Below are 21865 nucleotides of genomic sequence, written 5' to 3' on the forward strand. Positions count from 1 at the left end.
TCTCCTATTCTTCTTTCATTCGAAGATAGCCTTTGAATAATTGCAGGTCATCTTGTGTCGTTAGTTTGATATTCTTATCAGAACCCACAGCAAAATAAAGAGTTTCTCCTAAATCGACCATCATTGTATTAGCATATGATGATTCTGAGATACCAATGCCTTCTTTGAAGGCTTTTTCATAAGCCCAAGCAAGCTTATCGAATTGGTATGCTTGAGGTGTAGACACTCTTCTCAATGTTTCTCTATTAATATATTGTTTCGTTGTTTCTTCTGTCTCTTTCACAAAAATTTGTTCGTTATAAGGCAGTGAAGTCACTGCATTACCGAATTCTTTACATTTTACGATAACATCAGATAATACGATCTCATCGACTAATGGACGAATCCCGTCGTGGATCACAATCGTATCCTCTTTTTCAGAGTGTGCTTTTAAGAAATCTACACCATTTCTAATGGATTCCTGACCGCTGTTGCCGCCTTCAATGATCCACTCCAGTTTATCGATATGATACTCTTTTGCATATGCTGATAGGGTATCCTCCCAGCCTTTCTTACAAACGACCAAGATTCGGTCGATCATCGGATGCTTTTGGAAAGATTCCAAAGTATAAATAATAATCGGTTTATCCTCAACCATAATGAATTGTTTTGGAATATCCTGCCCCATTCTTTTACCGACACCACCGGCAATAATCAAAGCTGTAATCATCAATTATTCCTCCTTCGAGTGATCCACACAATAGTAGATTCCTTTATATTTTTTATAAGTGTTCTCTGTATCAATATACACTGCATCATGATGAGAAATACGATCTTTTTCATCCGGCAACTCCATATAATTACCGAATACTTGAGTCAAATAATGATCATACCCGATTGGTACCGGCATCGTTGTATCTTCAAAAGGCAAGTACACTGCCTTTTCAAAGTCTGTTCTCTTATACAAATTCCCCATATAACGCGGACCTACACAAAGCTCAGTCACATATTCAGACGTAGAAAAATCATATTTTGACATCTGTTTGCTGGCAAATGACCAGATTCTATAGCGACCTTTTTTAGTAGGAACTAGTTTTAGGAGGACTTTACTGCCAAACGCCATGACTCCACCATGTTTTTCCGGAACCACTTGTGAACAAAACAACGCATAGATCAATGCCCATAGCTTTTGAATCTTTCTCTTGACCGCTCCTTCTGGTGCGCCGTCTAGTGGAAAAATATCGATCGGCAAACCGTGAGGCATATCTAAATTCTGCTGATAAGGTTTGATAAAGGTTGTTTCCGCTGCTCGGATCGTTGTAAAGGAATTATGGTCAATAAAGGTTTTAGATGGTTTCATCAATGGATATTTTTCTACATCCGCATGTACTTGCCATAAGTCAGATAATTTCTCATAATCCTTACGCGGCATAAAAAAATCCAAATCGTCATCCCATGGTATAAAGCCTTGATTTCTGACTGTTCCGATACAGCCGCCACCACAAAAATAACACAACAAATCGTGTTCATTGCAGAAGTTGACAAAGTAGTTTGCCATTTCTAAATTGACCCTTTGGATTCTTTTGATTTGCTCTGTGTCTTCTATCTTATTCATCGTTCAATACTAAACTCCTCAAAGTACCTGTTTTCAGAATACATCTGGTCTATTTTCTCACATCTGATAAAAACTTTCAACAACTTACCAGTGTTCTTAATACAACTGTAAATTATGATCTCAGTTCTCATTAGAAAGAACCATCTTTTGTACAATTATTTGGGATAAACTTTATACCTTAAAAAAACAAAAAAGCACACTCTGAGGAATATGCTTTTTTGCTAAACAATATACAGTATGTTACCTCATCGAAGTGTTCTCTGTTTTTTTCTGTAAAGATATAGTCCAAAAAATAGCATGATCAGCAGGCTAAAAATTTGGGAGGCTCTTGCTAGAAAAGTGTATTTATAAGTGATTTTTACATCTACCTTTCCAGCAGGTAACGATAGCAGTGTACCACCATTAGTTGCTTCTTTTACGGGCACAATTTTATCATTCATTGTAACAATTTGCCCTTTATATCGATAAATTGGTACTATTGCTTCCACTCCTTCTCTCACCTGATTGTTAAATGTAATTTGGTAAGAGCTGCTTGTACGTTTTTGTTCTATATCATTATATATTTTTCCATCAATAGAAACTTGAGAATATTGAAAAAAGTCATTGTGATCTAAAGCAACTTTTGGAGCATAATCCCAATGCCTATAAACACGAGCTACATCCTCAGTTTCTGCTTGAGTGTACTTCAAGTTATTTTTATATTGTGCTGTTGTACTAACAGCTGAAACATGGCTAACAGTTATAAACAACAAGAATACAGCTAAAAACAAACTCTTCGTATATCTGTTTTTATATATTTGATTCAATAAAACAGCACCAGAGAAAGCAATAAAAATAGTTGCCCCTGTTAAAAAGCGCCATGGAAACTGAATCACAGCAAGTACAGTTGATTGAAGTAAAAACCATGGAAATAGTTTTGTTGCTACTATTATACTAAATACACCCAAACCCACTATTACTTTTTCAAAGTTGTTCAACAAGTCTATTTTGATGAATGTCAAAATCAGTAAAAGAAGGATGATAATTCCTAAATTATAACTTTGGATATCGTTATTCAAAGAGCTTATGAAGAGTTCTCCTGGAGCTACTGCTTTCTCAAATAATAGCTGTGGCTGAGGAATCCTTACATTCACAAAAAGTTTTTGCTCTACAAACGGAATAAAATAGGCCAATGACAGTAAAATAGTCATTACTGTAGCCATAAAAAGAACAACTAACCTTTGCATAGTCTTATCAATAAATGGCAAAGCAATCATAATTACGATCGCAATATATCCAACAGCTAAAGCAACAGACAACGCATGAGTATATACAGTCAATGTCATACCAATAGTAAGCCAATACCACTTTTTGTAATTGCCAAGCAAGATATAGTACATACCTAAAAAAATTAACGGATAAAAAGCGAGTGCAACTGTTTCTCCTAATGCCCCTCTAAAAAAGACATCCATCGTTCTGTAACCAGAAAAAGTATAAATAATTGAAAATATAACAGCTGTAAATTGATTTTTTTTGATACAAATCATCATATAATAGCTACTTAAGAAAGTTAAAAATGTTAAAAATACACAGTATACGTAGTAACCAATCAATAAACTATTACACATTTTACTTAATAAGTATGCGGGATATATGGTTAACCAAGGGTAAAAATTATTCATCATTGTTCCGTTTTTACCAAAATTAGTAAAATTTACAGGACTACTCAAGACATTTTCCAATCCCACAATTCTTGACAAATGAAATCGAAAATCCATATAGGTCCTCGTATACAATGTGTTGTTTTTCATGATATACATATAAATTATACTGAAAAAGAGGAACATAAAAATCAACAATAGGTTAAACAGATGTTTGTTTCTAATTTTTTTATCAATTTCTATCAAACTAATTCCTCCTTAAACAGATCATTTCTATTAATTCTAGCTAACTACGTAATGCTTTTGAATAGATTTTACCTCTCAAACTAACAGGCATTAAACAAATAACGACATGGATAGCTGATACTGAAACGAAATCAGTAAAGCTGCCTAGTCCTTCTTGGTAGATCCTCTTTCTTGCTTTTAGACCAGGCATCAAGTATTTTAGGCCGCCACGACGATTATACATATCATTTCCTGTACGTGCGTAAACTAAAAACTCTGGTAAATTCTGACCTTCATAACCAGCTTTTAATAATCTGACCCACAAGTAATAATCTTCAAATCCTTGTAAAGGAAGATAATTCCCGACAGCGATGACCGCTTCTTTTTTATACATAACAGTCATATGATTAAAGGGATTTCTTTTTTTGGAAAACTGGCGAATCTCTTCGTTCGTTAGAGGCATGTTCTTTCTTGCCAGCTCATTTTCGATCGTATCTTCAAATTCAATGATATTTGAACCTATGATAGCTAATTCGCTGTTTTTCAAAAAAGTATTATATTGTATTTCTAATCGAGTATTGGCCATGATATCATCCGTATCCATTCGAGCAATCAAGTCATTGCGGCAGTTCTTCACACCAATCGCTAATGCTGTGCCCAAACCTTGATTTTTCTCTAGCGAAATGACAGTCAATTGACCAGCTAAGCGATCACGGTAATGCTGGATCTGCTCATATAATTCATCTGTCAAAGGTCCATCTTCGACCAAAAGAATCTCATCCGGCTGAATGGATTGAGCAAGCGTACTTTCCATCGTTTGGGTAAAATATTCCGGTTTTTCTTTCTTGTAGACAGACATCAACACGCTAACAGGTATAGTTTGCATTTTATTCACTCACTTTATTTAAATAGCTCAATTTTATTTTCACTTAAGAATGACAGATCTTTTGTACTGCGTTCAACCTCTTCTACACCTTGAGAAGAAACTTTATCAAATAGAATCTTGATCGTTTGCAACAAGATTTTCAGATCCAGCAGTAATGAATAGTTTTTGATATACAATAGATCAAAATTTAATTTACTATTATAATCTGATGCATATTTTCCATACACCTGTGCATATCCAGTGATTCCGGCTCTGACATTGTGTCTTAAGTAATACTGAGGATTCTCACTATTGAATTGATCCACAAAAAAGGGTCTTTCTGGTCTTGGGCCGACAATCGCCATATCTCCTCTGATCACATTGATCAATTGAGGCAGCTCGTCGATCCTTAACGCTCGTAAGTATTTACCAACAGCTGTTACACGAGCATCATTACTGGTTGATAAAACTGGACCAGATTTAGCTTCTGCTGTTGCAGACATTGTTCTAAATTTTAAAATCGGAAATTCTTTTTGATCCAATGTGATTCTTGTTTGCTTGTAGATCACAGGACCAGGAGATGTTGCTTTCACTAAGATCGCTGCAATCAGCATCAAAGGAGAAGCAATAACTAACAACACAAATGAAAGAATGATATCAAATAGACGCTTCATGAAGTTGTCTTCTCCTTTGATTCTAAAATCAGACACCTCAATGATACTTTCATCTTCAAAATTCATCATGTTCGGTTTTAACATAATTAGATTTTCAAAGCTGGTATTTAAAAATAGCTTCTTTTCCGCTTTTGTTACGAGTTTATAGATTTTAAATTTTTCGTTCTCATCGATATGGCTAGAAATATAAACGATATCGATTTCATCAAGCTGTTTGACCAAATTTTCATAATAATGATCAACGATCACTTTGGTCACCTGATGCTTTTTATTTTTATGACTGATAAAGTTCTGTGCTGCAGAAACAACACTTTCCTCGGTTCCTATAATCACGACTTTTTTGATCGAGCTGACTTTTAAATATAAGAAATAAACTAGAATCCGCCACAGGCTCAACAATATAATACCGACGATAAAAGTATACACAAGGACCGATCTTGGAAATGTGAACCAACGACCTGCAAATGTGATCGTCATGATAAACAAAATCGTCAAGAACTGACCGATCACGGTGACAAAAACAATATCATTGATCGTTCGATTATAGAACACATACGCACCTAATAGCATATTTAAAAAGATAAAAAACAGCGAAATATAGATAGCAGATTTCTCATAGGATACAAAATTATATGAAGGAATGTTAGATCCAAATTTAATCCAAAATCCAACCAATACCGAAAAATTAAAGACAAGCACGTCAATAATAATAATCGCAATTCGCTTTGCATTATTCCATTCACTTTTAGTTGTCATTTTTACCTTCCTTCCTGAATAAACATTTAACCTATTTTTTACTGATAAAAACTTTCCGTTTCATGTTACCACAATGGGGCTAAAAAAAACAATAACCTCTCCCACGTTCTAGGGAGGATTTATCGAATCGATTCCGTTACTTTACTGTTTTTTCTTCACTTTTCTGCAGTGCAAGCCCAACAAAGGAGTACACGATCGGCAACCAGTAGTTTGCAAGCAAGGTATCTTCCATCGTTGCTTGGATACAAATCGCTAAAAAGGCTAAAAACAAACTCACTTGAAGTGCAGAAAGTTTTGTTTTAGCGAATACATTAGTCGCTAATAAGTAAAGCAGCACGCTAAAAATCAATGCATAGCCGATAATGCCATAATTGCTTAAGGTATAGATAAAGCTATTATGAGTTCCCAGCGATTTCCATGAAGCCGTAAAAGGTTCCATCCCTATGAGCATATTTTGAGTGTTGGAAAACCATTTTTCAAAAAATTCAGCCCAAATATTTTCTCTACCAGTGAATAAATTCATCGCATCCGACTCAGCAAACTGATAAAAAATGAATGGACCTGCTACAAAAAATAGTGCAAAACCAGCAAGCAGCAGATAGTTATTTTTTAATAGTTTCTTAGGAACGATATTGTCGACTAAAATAAAGAAAATCAACGCACCTAGAGAAGCTTTCGACTGACATACCCAAACACCTAAAAGTCCGGCAGCGTATACTGGAATGACCAATAATTTAAAATAGCCGATGTTAAATGACTTGATAATGACCGTCAACATCATCACTGACAAGAAAATCGTCATACCGATCGTATTTGTATTGATCCAAATCGCTTCTAGCTTATTGTCATTTTTCCAAATCAATGCAGGATCGATCAATTTAGGCAGCTCGACATACATTCTATAAATCGTCACAAACAGCGCCGTCCCGGAAATACCAGCCAACAGACCTAAATCGATCTTAGTGAACTTCGTTTTTTTAAAGCAAAGTAGTAGTAAAATAATCAAAGGGATCGATGCATTGATAAACCGATTACTATGCCTCATAGAAGACGTCAATGTATAAAATACAAAAATCACTACAGCTAATATTATCAATATCCAATCTGCTTTCGTTAGTGATTTTATTCTCAGTAAAAGAACCAATGCAATGGCTGCTGATAATAGATAGACACTATTAGTATAAATCCAGCCAGTTGTAGGTGTGCTGATCCCAACGACCCACATTAAGTAAGAACCAGCAATCGTAACCAATAGAATTAGGTTACTTATTCTATTTAAGATTTTATCCATCTTGACATCCTTTCAATAAGCGTATGTGGTCAATAACTCACTTTATAAATATACGCATTATTTGTATCTGGTCCGTATAATTGTTTCACTTGGATTTTTTCTGTAGCTAATTCATCGATCGTTTCGTAGGTGACTAGATAACGAATGTTGTATTTCATCAAATCTTCCAAGCTCAATCGTACTTTGAATGCATCTGCATGAAGTAATTCAAATTGAGGTTTTTCTGTGCTGATTTCAACGTAAATGTGAGAGTAACGATTATAAACCTTTTCATATTTTCCATTAGGATCAAGTGGTTTCCATGAATCCAAATTGGGGGTAAAAGCTGTTCCATTAAAATTATGAACTCCTAGCATAGGTAAGAAAGCATGCATCATCCGCTCTCCAGCCCACAATTGCCCTGGATCTTCTTTTTCGATCGCCATCACTTTCTGAGCAATTTGTTTATCGTAAACAGGACTAACCCCTTTGCTGACTGGATTGACTGTCGTCCCTCCAACTAATACTGCAGCAAGCAATACTAAAGAAAAAAGGTATTTTCGCTGATTCAATAATAAAACGATCAATAGACCTGCAACTAGAAGCGTCCAAATAATATCCATCCGGCTTAAATACAATCCTAGATTTCCCTTGTAGAGTGAAAAGAAATACAAACCTAGATTAATTACAATGATCGGTACTTGCCATTTAAATGCTAGTTTTTTCTGTTCCCATACGTATTGAATAAACCAAATACTCAATAAAATCGCTGCAAAGCCAAACGCTAGATTTGCTCTTTCTTCTGGAACATAAGAATACATCGTGATTTTAGCAAGAATTGTTGGAAAACGTAGGCTCATCCAAACTATATTGAATAAACAGAAAACAAATAGCAAAAAGCCGTATAAGTTTTCTTTGATTTTTTTGTAAAATACCCAAGGTGAGACGAATAAAATAACGAAGAAGAAGTGATAAAAACTACTTAATTCAGAGTTGTTTTCATAAACGACATCTTTAAATGACATTTTCCAATTGACTAGAAAGTTAAATAGATCCTTTTTAGCAAAGTCACCACCAAGACTCACTCGGTTCCCCGGATAGATCGTATGCATCACCCGCATCAACGAATCCCATGATGTAACAAGTGAGACACCAACGATAATTCCTGTCATCACTACAGCTAAACTAATAAACAGACCGTCAAATTTATCTAATTTTACTTTCTTACGAAATTCGAAGAAAAAGCCAAGTAAAAATAATAAGATCAAATAACCGAAAGGCACTTGAAGAGCCGGATACAAGACTAAAATAAATCCGGAGGCACATAATGCAGCTAGTATAGCACACAATAAACGCGCCCATTTTTTTTCATGCGCATAGAAATAATTATACATACCTACTAAAAATCCAAAAGTAAAGAAAACCAAATCTCCGACTGGGGAAACAAACCACCATTGAATTGCTGCTGAAAATGGAAGCCAGACACTGGTCAATAAAGCCAGATACTTATTACGCTTAGTCAAAATCAAGCCCATTTCAAAAGACAGCAGCATCAATCCGATCAGTTTTAATCCCCAATACCAAGACAATCCCCGCTCTTTCCCTAAAAGAACATAGCCCCAAGTAAACGGTTTTGCCAATGTAGCTAAATTCAATGCAGGTGAATTATAACCGATGACCATATCTTGCCCATCTACTGTGATCACTTCATTGTGATTTTTTAATCCTGTTTGTGTTTGTGATAAGCTGTAAGGGGTTTGCACCATCCATTCATCTGATCGAATGGGCCTTGGTTCTCCTAATATCACACTTTCACTGTTGCCATCTTTAGCGTAATCTGAAACATATTGGTCCCACATCGCCAACGAACTGCCATGGATTTTGAAAACCAGCATCAAAATGAATACGAGCAATGCAATGATGAATCGTGCTCTGATGATTTGATCAAGTGCAGTTTGGACCCCTTGTTTGATCGTACTATTTTGCTTATGTTTTGCTTGATGTATCTCCATTTTCTAACTCCATTTCCTAGTCATAACTCACTTTTTATTGCACTAATTTCGATAAGAAAAATTTGGGATCTCTCTAGTCAAGTTTGGATTATAAAACGGATCATTGTCGATCAACCCCGCCCATTTTTGCTCCATCATTGCTTTTTCCTGTTCAAATCGTTTTTTCTTTTTCCCTTTATCGTCATAGCCTCTAGTTTGAGATTCAAAATGATAGAGTTCCGCTTCATGAAGCCAAACATTATCACGGCCAAGCTCTTTGACTTTTAAACATAAGTCTACATCGTTGAATGCAACAGTAAAATCTTCGTCAAAACCTGAAACAGCATCAAAATCGCTTTTTTTCATTAATAAGCAAGCTGCCGTCACTGCTAAATAGTCAACATTCAACGCTAATTTTCCAAAGTAACCTAAATCTCCGTGAGGATATCCATAATGTCCATGCCCTGCGATTCCGCCAAGTCCTAAAATAACTCCAGCATGCTGGATCGTATTGTTTGGATATAGCAGTTTTGCACCAACACAGCCGACACGTTCCAACTGTCCAAATGAAACCATCAAAGTCAGCCAGTCTGCATTGATCACTTCTGTATCGTTATTTAGGAATAATAGATATTTCCCTTTAGCATCTTTAGCAGCAATATTGTTGATCTTAGAGAAATTGAACGGAATGTCGATTGTCGTCACTCGAAAACGTTCTTGAAGCGTTTCTTCAAATGACGCGTAAAGTTCCTTCATCTTCTCATCTGTGCTGCCATTATCTGCAATAATGATCTCATAATTTTTATAGGTCGTTTTTTCGATGATCGAAGTGACACAACGTTTGACGTCATTATACCCATTTTTAGTAGGAATAATGATCGAAACTAGCTCTTGAGTTTCAATGTCATAATAAACATCATACAAGCCATTGGCACGACCATGCTTTGCATGTCCCTTGATACCGCGACGCGTCAAGGCATCCAGGACGGCTTTCAAGCCAGCTTCAAAAGCATACCCTTTTGTGGACTGATCGACCGCAGTTGATGTCGGCAGCATCCGCCAATGGTAAAGAACCTTTGGAATATGTTTGATTCGGTCAGCTGATGTTTTTTCGGTAAAACGAAGGACTAAATCATAATCCTGAGATCCTTCATAGCCTTTTCTGAAGCCGCCAATTTCTTCGAGTATCGTTCTGCGGTATACACCTAAATGAGAAATATAATTTGTTCCTAACAGTAGATCCGGTGACCAGTCCGGTTTAAATGACGGATCTGAGCGATTGCCTTCCATATCGATCTTGTCTTCATCACTATAGAGCAAATCAAGCTCCGGATTTTCGTTCAGTGCTTTGACCACTTCATAAAAAGCAATTCTAGGTAACTCATCATCATTATCTAAAAGAGCGACAAACTCACCTGTTGCAAGCTCAAGTGCAGAATTCGTTGCTTCTGAAATATGTCCATTTTTTTGTCTAAAAAAGACTTTGATCCGTTCATCTGATTCCTGATATTCTGTCAAAAGCTCTTTGACTTTAGGTTCAGTAGAAGCGTCATCTGCCATACACAATTCCCAATTCGTATAATCTTGAATCAAAATCGAATCAATACAACGACGCAGCCACTTTTCCTCAACATTGTAAACGGGCATCGCAATCGAAATTTTCGGCTGATAATCAAAAGCTGCGATTTCCTCCTTGATTTGATCAAAATCAAACTGCTCGTTTCGCTCCAACCAGCTAGGATATGAGGACTGTCTGCGGATTTTTTCGATCTTCACACGCTGGATCGTGCCTTTTAGACCATTTCTTTTTAGATAACTGATTCCTTTATGTACATTGATCATCAATCGAGCCATCTTGTCTTCTGTTCCAGGAATCAATGGATGTTTCTTTCCTAAATCGATCCATTGAGAATACTTTGTTTTATCTTCATTTGATGTAAAACAAATTTCCAGCTTATCTTTCTTTAATAAGCCTTCTAGTTTGATCTCAAATCCAGCTAAAACAGACGGATCCGTTTCATAAATCTGGTTTACATCTTCTCTCAGTACGCGCTTGATATCGTAAGAAGTGACCTGCTCTTGATTGATAACCGAAATTTCCGGACTGGTATTTGTTTTCGTATCCAAAGCCCAACCGGTGATCGTTAAATTATTGGTTTGTTTCTCTCGATAGATACTATCAATAATGACTTTGATCTCATCGCTCATGATTTGTTCTCCTTATAATTTAAAGGTTTGACAGCTATTATCTTTTGGGCTGCTGCCCTTAAAATAAATAATAGCTGTCGTTATCTTTATACTTGAAATACGATTCTATAATCGCTTAGGATTTCTATATTTGTCCATCATTTCTGCTTCAGACCATTTGCTTGCTAACTCTTTGAAGTTGCCTTTTTTATCAAGACTCTTGATTTTTTCATCTGCCTTAAAAATAGCATATGAACAGTAAATGATCGTTTTATCTAGTTTATTGGCAAATTGCAAGGATAAGTCTGTTCCCATCAGATCTTTACCTAATCCTTCATCGATTCCTGAAACAGCAAGGTAATCTGACTTTCTAAACACCATACATCTTTCTGATGCTGCCTGGATATTTCTAGGTAATGCGATTCGGTAGTAATAACCTAAGCTCTTACCTGGCGTTCCTTCTTCTGGATACTGTAGACGTTTTTTCTCTAAATCGATCGACATCCCTACATTTTCGATTCGATAGCGATAATCGACGATTCGACCCATGACGATACCTGAAGACGGTTGCTGTGCCATATTCATCATTTCAAGCAGCCAGTTACTTTTAGTTGGGACAAGACCTGCATCTAAAAGAACAATGTATTCACCTGAGCTTGCTTTGATCAAAGCATCTCTTGTTTGCCCTTCATGATAAACAAGTTTATTGCTTGTTGACTGAACGCTTGACTTTAAGGCTTCCGGTAAGATGATTTCGTAATTCTCGTAAATTGTTTTTTCAAGAATTTTTTTCAGATAATCATTGATATCTGCTGTGTCATTTGTAATGATCACTGAAACTTTTGGTACAGTTTCATACGTATAATTGACCTTATATGAGCCATAAAACTCGGCGATCTCAACGTTGGCTTTGATCCCACGGCGGTCCATCGCCGCTTGCAGAGCTTTTTGACCAGCAACATAGGCATACCCTTTACTTTCAGGATTCAAGGCCGTTGACGATTCGATCGCACGCCAATGGTACATCATCCCTGGAATATGTGCGATATTCTCTGCATTTTCTGTTGCACGTAACACGAAATCATAATCTTGTGCACCATTAAATTCTGTATTTAGTCCGCCAGTTTTTTCTAAAACTGAACGTTTGACTACCACAAAATGAGTAATGTAATTATGATTCAAAATCAATTCAGGGTTCCATTTAGATTTGTAAAAAGCATTGAAACGTTTGCCGCTTTCAGTAACTTTGTCTTCATCAGTATAAATGAAATCGATCGTTTGATCTTCATTCAGCGCTTTGACTACTTCATATAATGCTTGCGGCGCAAGTTCATCATCATTATCCATAAAGCCGATATATTCACCCGTTGCGATCGTCAATGCTGAATTGGTTGCTTCAGAGATATGGCCATTTTCTTCACGGTAGATCACTTTGATTCGATCATCTGCATCCGCATATTTTTTTAGTAATGGTTTGATATAAGCACTTGGGGACGCATCATCAGCTAAACAAAGTTCCCAATTCTCATAATATTGGTTTTGAAGAGAAGAAACACAGGCATCCAACCATTTTTCTTCTACATTATAAACTGGCACAGCTACTGAGATTTTTGGCTGATAAGTAAATGTTTTGATTTCTTCTAAAATAGCCGTTGCATCGACAGGTGTTTCTAATTGTTCTTGACGTTTGAAGTACCATTTCATTGATCCAACTAATCCTCTTGTTTGGATCGAACGTAATGCACGTTGAACTTTTCCGCCCGGTTGTACCATGTTCGGTTTTTCTAAACGATACTGTAATTTTCGGCCATTATTGGCAGCAACATTTAAAATATATGTTGGCTGATCTTCCGGATCTTTGACCTCGATCTCAAAACCGTAATCCTGATCTCCTTTTAATTCAAACATATCGATCACATCACGACGATATTCTGTCGTCACAGCATATTCAATCGCTGATTCAGCCGTCACTTCAAAAGTAACAGGCAGTTTATCTTCTCTAGAATAAGCCCAGCCACGAATGACCGTCTTTTTTTCTTCAACGTGCCGAACGATATCATCGATGTTCAATGAAACGAACGAATCAAATTTGCTGATCGACACTTTTTTATATTTACTCATTTGTTTTCCACGCACCATCGACTTCTTATTTTTTAATTCATTTTGTTCATCTCTTTTTTCAATTGCGTAATCGATCAGCTCATGAACGATCTCAGAAAATTCACCTTCATATCGGTAATCAAAACTAAGCATCATTGGCTTACCTGAGATTGTTTTATCGTCGATCTCCATTACTGGTACTTGATCATCTGAAAAGAAGTAGCGATTTTCTTTCACATAAACGGCATTCGTTGCACTTGGTTTGATTTCCACATCAGACGAAGTCATTGAAATATCGACAACAGCTCCTGTCATGCTTGGAAAAATTTTCAACAGTTTAATATTTTTAGGAATATCGATCGTGAATGTTTTATTTTCACCTGTGACATTGTTTATTTGAATGTCAAACTCTGTTTGTTCTTCTTCACCACAATCATATAAAAAATGGATATTTTTACTATAGCTTGAGTTTTCCGGAATGATTCGAATGGGATTATCTACCGCTTTTGCACTAAGTGCATAGAAATACTGATATACTTCGCCGAATGGACGAGCTTTAAAAGCCGCTCGTGCCTCCACCGGTAAGTCTTCATAGGTCGAATCAAGTTCATTATAACCGACTTGATTGATCGTAAAGTCTTCTTTAACGATAAATAAGCCTACCTCTTCAAAGACTTTTTCAAAGCCGCTTTGAACAAAGAAAGACTTGTGGGTGGCGTCCAATAGACCTGTTTCACGCCAATCTAATTTATTATTGAATAGGTCGATCAGGACAGAATTATGCGCCAAGTTAGGGAAGGTAATCAGAATTTGACCTTCCTCGCTCAAGAAAGGTTTCACTTTCTTCAACGCACTTTTTGGGTCCATCAAATGTTCAAGAACGTCCGCAAAGATAATATAATCAAAGGTTTGTCCTTCAAAATAGTTTATCCAAGCCTCTTCGTCGATGTTGCCGTAAAATCCGTCAGTCGCAAATTCACTTACATGGTCGAAAAGCTCTTTGTCCAGCTCAACGATCGAAACTGAACAATGCTTTTCTTCCATTAAATATTTCGTCATTCGGCCATTTCCTGGTCCAAACTCTAAAACATTACTATTTTCTTTTATTTGGGCGACGATTTTACCAACACTGGTACTCTCATCCACTTCCATCTCAAAATCATACTTCATCTTTAATAGTATCCTTCCATTCATGATCTAAAATGACAATGCCTTCGCCTGCATAGCGACCGCTAATAAACATGTTCAGGTATTTCGTTTTATAAACCAAAGGTACTGTAGCGTGTTCTTCAAAGAAAGCAATATCAAAATAATATTCTCCCGTTAAAAGTGACATTTTGCCATATTCTAAATAAAAAACATTTTTACCTTTCTTCCAAGGGATCTTGATTTCATCCAGTAAGGTATTTAGTCCGCAAACATAGTTGTTATCTACAGTTCGAATCGCAACACCGCAGACAGGTGACTTGATCGTATCGTTTTTGACGGTATATTCGATCTTCAATATCACTTTTTCATCTTGAGTAACGATATCTAAAGGCTCTAACGCGCTATTCAATAAAGTTGCTTTCTCGATCTCGATGATATCTGGAACCGTTTCTTCATTTTGGATCGTTTTTTCCCGATCGACCGTTTTGATCGATTTTTTCTTTAAGAAGTTTTCGTAATTCGTCGTGACATCCATCGTATCACCAGACTCAACTATCTCACCATTCTTCAGCCAAAAAGTCCGGTCACAAAAACGGCGGATCGAATTGACATCATGAGACACGAATAAAATCGTTTTACCAGAATTTTTGATTTCAGTGAACTTCTCCATACATTTCAGCTGAAACTCCAAGTCACCAACAGCAAGCGCCTCATCTACGATCAAAATATCTGGATCGACATTGATCGCTACCGCGAACGCTAAACGGACAAACATCCCGCTTGAGTATGTTTTGACTGGCTGATACAGATGATCACCGATATCTGCGAATTGGATCACATCATCTACTCGTTCTTCCATTTCTTCTCGCGAGAATCCAAGGACCATCCCGTTTAAAAAGATATTTTCATATCCGGAATATTCAGGATTAAAGCCTGAACCTAATTCTAGCAATGCTGAAATTTTTCCATCGATTTTCATTGTTCCAGAAGTCGGTGTCAACACGCCTGTGATAATTTTCAGAATCGTTGATTTACCTGAACCATTTTCACCAACAAATCCGATCATTTCTCCTTTTTCGATTTGCATCGTTACATCTTTCAATGCATAAAAAAGGTCGTGATAGCTCTTTTTAAGCGGATTAAGTGCTTCTTTAAACCGATCTGACGGCTTTTTGTACATATTATATGTTTTTGTAATATTTTGTATATCGATTGCATACTCTGCCATGATTTACTCTCCTTGTACTTACCTGTCCGAATCTTCCGTCTCAGTAATGATTATAATACGTCTGAAAAATGCGGTTTTAGGCGTCTAAATACAACTGAACCTGCTAATAAAAGAATGATCGTAAAGCCCCAGAAATACAAGCCGTATTGCCAATGTTCCCAGAACCAGGGACCGTTTGTAAAGGAATCTCGATAGCCCTGAACGACATAGTACAGAGGATTGATTTTTAAAAGCTTTTCAATCCAACCGCTTGGTGACCAAAGAATCGGCAAGGTCCACATGATCGTTTGCATCGCCACATTGATAAACTGCATGATATCTGGTAAAAAAGGCTGTGTTGAAGCCGTTAACCACGTCACGCCTGTTAAAAAAATGATCAGACAGAACAAATAATAGATTAACTGCAAAGCTTTCAATGTTGGGAAAATACCACTCAATGAAGTGATCCCGAAACCGATCAAGATAAAAAATAGATGGGTATACAAACTAGATAGAATTTTTGATGTTGGTAGAATTTGTACATTAAAAACGACTTTTTTTACCAAATAGCTATACTCTCTAAACACATTGGTCGCCGACAATAATGAATCAGAGAAAAAGAACCACGGGATCAGTCCCGTTACTAAGTAAACGATAAACGGATACGATTCGTCCGCTCCCCGCGCACGAATTTGTGAAAATACAAACCAGTATGTCAACACGGTCACAAGAGGTGTAATGAACGCCCACACAATCCCCAGTGCAGAACCTGCATATTTTGATTTAAAATCGTTAAATGAAAACTGAACCAGCAGTTTTCTATTCTCAAAGATATTTTTAAAAATCGATAGTGTCGCTCGTATCATTGACTCTTTTCCTTTCTTATTTCCGTTGCTTGATATTCTTCGTTAAAAATAAGCTGCATAACATTACTAGTTTAAAGAATATGTACTCTTTTTTCAAGTTATGTAAGTATTTTCTTAAGATTTAAGCAGCCTGTACTTTTTTTGAGCACAGCTATTTCGCTAATTGAATGATGACGATCCCCACAATGATCACCGCTGTCCCGATTACGGTGCCCAAGGTCACTTGCTCATGTAAAATTAGCTTTGAACCTAATAAAACAGCAATATTCGTACATGCAACACCTAATGGGACGATGTAAGAAACTTCCGATTTACTCACAATGACCATCCAAAGCACAAAGCTGAACATGTAACATAAAAAGCCAATGATCGTTGTCAACGACATTGAGAAGGAAAAAACAGCATTCGTAAAGTGGATCGCTGTTGCTTGCGATCCTAATTTCACCAAAATCAGACCTGAAGTGGATAAAACAACATATAATAAAAATAGTAGCATTATTTTTTCTCCTTTTTATCCTTTAAAATCGATAGTTCCTGAGTCAATAATTTAATTTGGTTTTGCTGCTTGGACAACAATGCAGAGTTCTTGATTTCAATAAAAAGCAACACGAAGATCGCCATGATCAACAAAAAATTCGATGTCGTTTCAAATCCCAGCTTCTTGCTGAACCACTCTGGTAATTCAGGAAATATCGCAACTACGACCAAACCAACAGAAATGATCAGCCAGCGGATCGCATTTTTTAATAAAAAAACATTTTTATTGATGGAACGAATAATATAAATAAAGAAAATCAATGAGAACAAAACCATCTCAACACGTAAAATGCCACTCATTAATCTCCCTCCCTCATAAAGCTTGATACAAGAATCGCCAAACTAACTTCAAACATGTAACGGACTGATGTAAAAGCACGAATCGAAGATTGTCCGCCGGAACGTTCTCTCATATCCGCCGCAACTTCTTTGATCGTAAATTTCTTTTTCAACAAATGAACCGTCGATTCCGGTTCAGGATAGCTCGTAGGATATTTCTTCGAAAAATAAGCAATGATTTCTTGATTACCAGCTCGATACCCTGATGTGACATCGTAGATTTTTTTTCCTGAAGAAAGATAAATCAAAAATGAAAGGATCCTGATTCCTACACGACGCATAAAGGTCGTTTGAAAAGCCGTTTTTTCATTTGGCAAAAACCGAGAACCAATCACAAAGTCTGCTTGCTTTTTAATGATCGGCTGTACTACTGCATCTAAACTGCGAATGTCGTGCTGTCCATCTCCGTCAAATTGAACAGCAATGTCATACTTATTCTCCTCAGCATAACGGTAACCGGTTTGCACTGCACCGCCGATTCCAAGATTCATGACTAAATGAACGGAATTGATCTGATGTTCATTTAAGATCATTTGCGTATTGTCCGCCGATCCATCATTGATCACAACGTAATCGATCGTATAAGAATAATTATCTTTGTGGTCTTCTTTGAATCGTTCGACCGAGTAGATCGTATTCAAAATCGTTTCTTCTTCATTATACGCAGGAATAATCAAAAGAATCCGCAAGATAAACCCTCCATCCAGTAATATACACTTTCTTTTTACACCTTTATTGAATACACTATATTTTACAACAAGAGAAGAAGTAATAGAAACAGATACTCACTTCTATTACTTGATCGCCTGTGTGCAGTCTATTTTTTTACTTGTTCTAACATTGACGCTAAGGCTTCTTGCCAAGTCGGAATAGTAAAACCTAGATTTTTTGTTTTACTTAGATCCATCACAGAATATTTAGGACGAATCGCTTTTTGTGGAAACTTGCTTGAATCTACAGGTAAAACGTCAACATCTTTGTCTTTTAAAATTTCCTTAGCAAATTCATACCAGCTGCAGCTGTTGTCATTTGATAAATGATACACACCATACGGCACTTTTTCTTTAATAACAAATGTCATAAATTCTGCTAATGTTCTTGTCCACGTAGGGCGGCCAAATTGATCATCCACTACAGTCAATTGTTTGTTCGTTTCGGCTAAACGCTGCATGGTAAAAACAAAGTTATGTCCATACTGTCCAAAAACCCAAGAGGTCCGGATAATATAGTAGCTTTCCAAAATTTCTTGAACGATTTGTTCTCCTAATAGTTTTGTACGTCCATACTCGTTTTGAGGATTAGTTGGATCGTCAGTCTTATAGGTATCTTCTTTTTTAGTACCATCAAAGACATAATCTGTACTTACATATACCAAGGTTGCACCGACTTTTTTTGCAGCAAGCGCTACATTGCGAGTCCCATCGACATTGATCTTTTCATCCAGTTCCTTGCCTTCATCTTCTGCTTTGTCTACTGCTGTATAAGCAGCACAATGATAGATCACTTCAGGTTTTAGATCAGTAATGAACGTCATCGTTTGTTCTGCATCCGTGATATCCATTTCTTTAGAATCTGTAGATACATATTCTAGTCCCTGTTCATCTAATAGATGGCGTAATTCTGTTCCCAATTGGCCATTTCCACCAGTTAAAAGTATCATTCGTAATTTCCTCCTTCAAAAACGATCTGCTTAAAAGTACTCTCTTTTACAGCCTTTGTCATTTCGTATTTAGAGCGTGGAGCAAAACCAATGCTTAGTTTTGTCCCACGCTCAATAAGTCACTATTTTAATCTTACTTGGTTAAAATCAGGTGCATGACATCTATAAAATTGATATCGATTTATTGACCGCTTTTCGCATAGTTGGCTTCTACAGCATCTTTATCTGCTTTCCACCAGTCTTCATTCTCTGTATACCACTTAATCGTGTCTGCTAAACCGTCACGGAAATTCGTAAATTCTGGTGACCAGCCTAATTCTTCACGTAGTTTTGTTGAATCGATCGCGTAGCGTAAGTCGTGTCCAGCACGATCATTCACATGCTCATAAGCATCTTTAGGCTGTCCCATCAATTCTAAGATCATTTCGATCACTGTTTTATTGTCCTCTTCACCATCAGCACCGATCAAATAAGTTTCTCCGATACGGCCTTTAGTCAAGATAGCCCAGACAGCAGACGAGTGATCATTCGTATGAATCCAATCTCGAACATTTTTTCCTGCCCCGTATAATTTCGGTGTGATCCCGCTTAGAATATTTGTGATCTGACGCGGAATGAATTTTTCGATGTGTTGATACGGCCCATAATTATTTGAACAGTTCGAAATCGTTGCTTTTAAGCCAAACGAACGACCCCAAGCCTTCACTAACAGATCAGATCCAGCTTTTGTTGATGAATATGGGCTTGATGGATTATAAGGTGTTTCTGCAGTAAATTTCTCTCCCGCTCCTTCTCCATGTCCCGGTAAATCTTCACGTAACGGCAGATCACCATAGACTTCATCAGTTGAAACATGATGATAACGAACATCATGTTTACGACACGCTTCAATCAATGTGTACGTTCCAATGATATTCGTTTGGACGAACGGAAATGGATCGTTCAATGAATTATCATTATGCGATTCTGCTGCATAGTGAACGACTGCATCTGTTTCTTTGACTAATCGATCGACTAATTCAGCATCAGCGATATCGCCTACAACTAGTTCAACACGATCCTTTGGTAAACCTTCTAAGTTCTTTTCGTTTCCTGCATAAGTTAATTTATCTAAGACAGTGACATGCACTTCCGGATGATTGTTCACTACATAATGAACAAAGTTTGATCCGATAAAGCCTGCTCCACCAGTAACAATGATCTTTTTCATTTTTAAGATCTCTCCTAAACTTTTTTAGATTTCACCATAGACAAATGGATTTTCAGCTTCAAATTCTTTTAATGTCGGGTGATTTTTATCCTTTTCAGACGTAATCGCTTTTTGAATATCGATCGGCCAATCGATCGCCAAATCAGGATCATCGAAAGCGATCCCGCCGTCTGCTGCTGCATTATAGTAATTATCGCATTTGTATAGGAAATTGACATTCGGCGTCAACGTTACAAAACCATGGGCATAGCCCTTTGGTACTAACAACTGACGATGGTTATGCTCGGATAAAATATAGCCTTCCCATTGACCGTATGTCGGGCTTTCTTTACGAATATCTACAATAACGTCCAATACTGCACCTGTTACCACACGGATCAATTTCGTTTGAGCAGCGTCTCCTTTTTGGAAATGAAGTCCACGCAATACGCCTGCTTCAGTTGAAAGAGAATGATTGTCCTGAACGAAATCAAAGTCTAACCCCTGCGCTAAAAATTTTTCCTTTGAGTAGCTCTCAGTAAAAAATCCACGATGATCACCAAAAACATCCATTTCAATGATCTTTACGTCTTGTAATTTAGTATCAATAACTTTCATTTATCTTTCGCCCCTACTCTGCTTCTGCTAAACGTAATAAGTATTGTCCGTAACCATTTTTCTTCAACGGCTGTGCCAATTCGATCAGTTCTTCTTTTGAAATGTAGCCCATTCTATAAGCAATTTCTTCTAAACAAGCAACTTTCAAGTTTTGACGTTTTTCGATCGTTTCGATGAATGTGGATGCTTCTAACAGTGACTCATGAGTACCGGTATCTAGCCAAGCATAACCTCTCCCCATAACCTCAACTGATAATTTATTCTTTTCTAAATACACCTTATTCACATCTGTGATTTCTAATTCACCACGATCAGAAGGCTTGATATTTTTAGCGATTTCGATCACATCGTTATCATAGAAATACAGCCCAGTAACAGCATAACTTGATTTAGGTTTTTCTGGTTTTTCTTCAATTGAAAGAGCCTGCATATCCCCATCAAATTCCACAACACCAAATCGTTCCGGATCATTTACATGGTAACCAAAGACAGTCGCACCACTCTCTTTTGAGGCTGCACGCTGAAGCATATTGGATAATCCTCCACCATAATAAATATTATCTCCTAATACCAAGCAGACACTATCATCACCAATAAATTCTTCTCCGATGATAAAGGCTTGAGCTAGTCCATCCGGGCTTTCTTGTACAGCATACTCGATATGGATCCCTAGATCTTTTCCATCTCCAAAAAGACTCTCAAATCTCGGTGTATCATCCGGTGTTGAAATAATCAAAATTTCTTTGATCCCTGCCAGCATCAGTGTTGACATTGGATAATAGATCATTGGTTTGTCATAGATAGGCATTAGTTGTTTTGATGTGGCTTTCGTTAATGGATATAGTCTGGTTCCACTTCCTCCAGCTAAGATGATCCCTTTCATGAAAAAACTCCTTACTACTATTTTATTTTATTTCTTTTTCATTCGCATCACTAGTTATTATTGCATTATTACCTTTAATTGTCATTCATTTTAACGATATTTTACAAAACTGTAA

At 36.9% G+C, this 21865-nt stretch carries 18 protein-coding genes; all 18 read right to left on the minus strand.

The window, feature by feature from the left end; genetic code table 11:
• Nucleotides 1–4 precede the first annotated feature (4 nt).
• Nucleotides 5–709, minus strand: a complete 705-nt coding sequence (locus tag IGI58_RS03105; RefSeq protein ID WP_225534179.1) for an IspD/TarI family cytidylyltransferase — start codon at nucleotides 707–709, stop codon at nucleotides 5–7.
• A 3-nt stretch (nucleotides 710–712) separates the two neighbouring features.
• A complete protein-coding gene (locus IGI58_RS03110) occupies nucleotides 713–1594 on the minus strand; it encodes a LicD family protein (protein WP_429954492.1) in 882 nt (293 codons plus the stop codon).
• Between the two features lie 245 nt (nucleotides 1595–1839).
• Nucleotides 1840–3351 carry a 6-pyruvoyl-tetrahydropterin synthase-related protein gene (locus IGI58_RS03115; RefSeq protein ID WP_429954491.1) on the minus strand — a complete coding sequence of 504 codons (1512 nt, stop codon included), beginning with the start codon at nucleotides 3349–3351 and terminating at the stop codon, nucleotides 1840–1842.
• Nucleotides 3352–3520: 169 nt separating this feature from the next.
• Nucleotides 3521–4345 carry a glycosyltransferase gene (locus IGI58_RS03120; RefSeq protein WP_429954490.1) on the minus strand — a complete coding sequence of 275 codons (825 nt, stop codon included), beginning with the start codon at nucleotides 4343–4345 and terminating at the stop codon, nucleotides 3521–3523.
• Between the two features lie 14 nt (nucleotides 4346–4359).
• Nucleotides 4360–5754 carry a sugar transferase gene (locus IGI58_RS03125; protein ID WP_429954489.1) on the minus strand — a complete coding sequence of 465 codons (1395 nt, stop codon included), beginning with the start codon at nucleotides 5752–5754 and terminating at the stop codon, nucleotides 4360–4362.
• A 136-nt stretch (nucleotides 5755–5890) separates the two neighbouring features.
• Nucleotides 5891–7045: an EpaQ family protein gene (locus IGI58_RS03130; protein WP_429954488.1), complete on the minus strand. Its 1155-nt coding sequence runs from the start codon at nucleotides 7043–7045 to the stop codon at nucleotides 5891–5893.
• A gap of 29 nt (nucleotides 7046–7074) precedes the next feature.
• Entirely contained in the window at nucleotides 7075–9036 is a 1962-nt protein-coding gene (locus tag IGI58_RS03135; RefSeq protein WP_429954487.1) for a DUF7657 domain-containing protein, read from the minus strand.
• 42 nt (nucleotides 9037–9078) lie between these two features.
• Nucleotides 9079–11223: a glycosyltransferase family 2 protein gene (locus IGI58_RS03140; RefSeq protein ID WP_429954486.1), complete on the minus strand. Its 2145-nt coding sequence runs from the start codon at nucleotides 11221–11223 to the stop codon at nucleotides 9079–9081.
• A gap of 105 nt (nucleotides 11224–11328) precedes the next feature.
• Nucleotides 11329–14472, minus strand: coding sequence for a glycosyltransferase (locus IGI58_RS03145; protein ID WP_429954485.1), 3144 nt, complete (start codon nucleotides 14470–14472; stop codon nucleotides 11329–11331).
• The gene (locus IGI58_RS03150; RefSeq protein WP_087641095.1) at nucleotides 14462–15679 is read right to left on the minus strand and encodes an ABC transporter ATP-binding protein; all 1218 of its coding nucleotides are present in this window, start codon (nucleotides 15677–15679) and stop codon (nucleotides 14462–14464) included. The genes IGI58_RS03145 and IGI58_RS03150 overlap by 11 nt, the downstream gene beginning before the upstream one ends.
• 50 nt (nucleotides 15680–15729) lie before the next feature.
• Nucleotides 15730–16524 (minus strand): ABC transporter permease, encoded by a 795-nt coding sequence (locus IGI58_RS03155; protein ID WP_087641094.1) that lies wholly within the window; start codon nucleotides 16522–16524, stop codon nucleotides 15730–15732.
• A 151-nt stretch (nucleotides 16525–16675) separates the two neighbouring features.
• A complete protein-coding gene (locus IGI58_RS03160) occupies nucleotides 16676–17020 on the minus strand; it encodes a hypothetical protein (RefSeq protein WP_087641093.1) in 345 nt (114 codons plus the stop codon).
• Nucleotides 17020–17361, minus strand: coding sequence for a DUF2304 domain-containing protein (locus IGI58_RS03165; RefSeq protein WP_225534172.1), 342 nt, complete (start codon nucleotides 17359–17361; stop codon nucleotides 17020–17022). Before IGI58_RS03165 ends, IGI58_RS03160 begins: the two co-directional genes overlap by 1 nt.
• Nucleotides 17361–18089 carry a glycosyltransferase family 2 protein gene (locus tag IGI58_RS03170; protein ID WP_429954484.1) on the minus strand — a complete coding sequence of 243 codons (729 nt, stop codon included), beginning with the start codon at nucleotides 18087–18089 and terminating at the stop codon, nucleotides 17361–17363. The genes IGI58_RS03165 and IGI58_RS03170 overlap by 1 nt, the downstream gene beginning before the upstream one ends.
• Nucleotides 18090–18217: 128 nt before the next feature.
• On the minus strand, nucleotides 18218–19060 hold the full coding sequence (gene rfbD, locus IGI58_RS03175; RefSeq protein ID WP_225534171.1) for a dTDP-4-dehydrorhamnose reductase: 843 nt from the start codon (nucleotides 19058–19060) through the stop codon (nucleotides 18218–18220).
• 181 nt (nucleotides 19061–19241) lie between these two features.
• Nucleotides 19242–20270 carry a dTDP-glucose 4,6-dehydratase gene (rfbB, locus tag IGI58_RS03180; RefSeq protein WP_225534170.1) on the minus strand — a complete coding sequence of 343 codons (1029 nt, stop codon included), beginning with the start codon at nucleotides 20268–20270 and terminating at the stop codon, nucleotides 19242–19244.
• A 24-nt stretch (nucleotides 20271–20294) separates the two neighbouring features.
• A complete protein-coding gene (rfbC, locus tag IGI58_RS03185) occupies nucleotides 20295–20867 on the minus strand; it encodes a dTDP-4-dehydrorhamnose 3,5-epimerase (protein WP_429954483.1) in 573 nt (190 codons plus the stop codon).
• A gap of 13 nt (nucleotides 20868–20880) precedes the next feature.
• On the minus strand, nucleotides 20881–21750 hold the full coding sequence (gene rfbA / locus IGI58_RS03190; RefSeq protein WP_087641087.1) for a glucose-1-phosphate thymidylyltransferase RfbA: 870 nt from the start codon (nucleotides 21748–21750) through the stop codon (nucleotides 20881–20883).
• Nucleotides 21751–21865 lie beyond the last annotated feature (115 nt).

The organism is Enterococcus sp. AZ020 (genome assembly GCF_050499205.1).
GTDB lineage: Bacteria > Bacillota > Bacilli > Lactobacillales > Enterococcaceae > Enterococcus_L > Enterococcus_L dunnyi.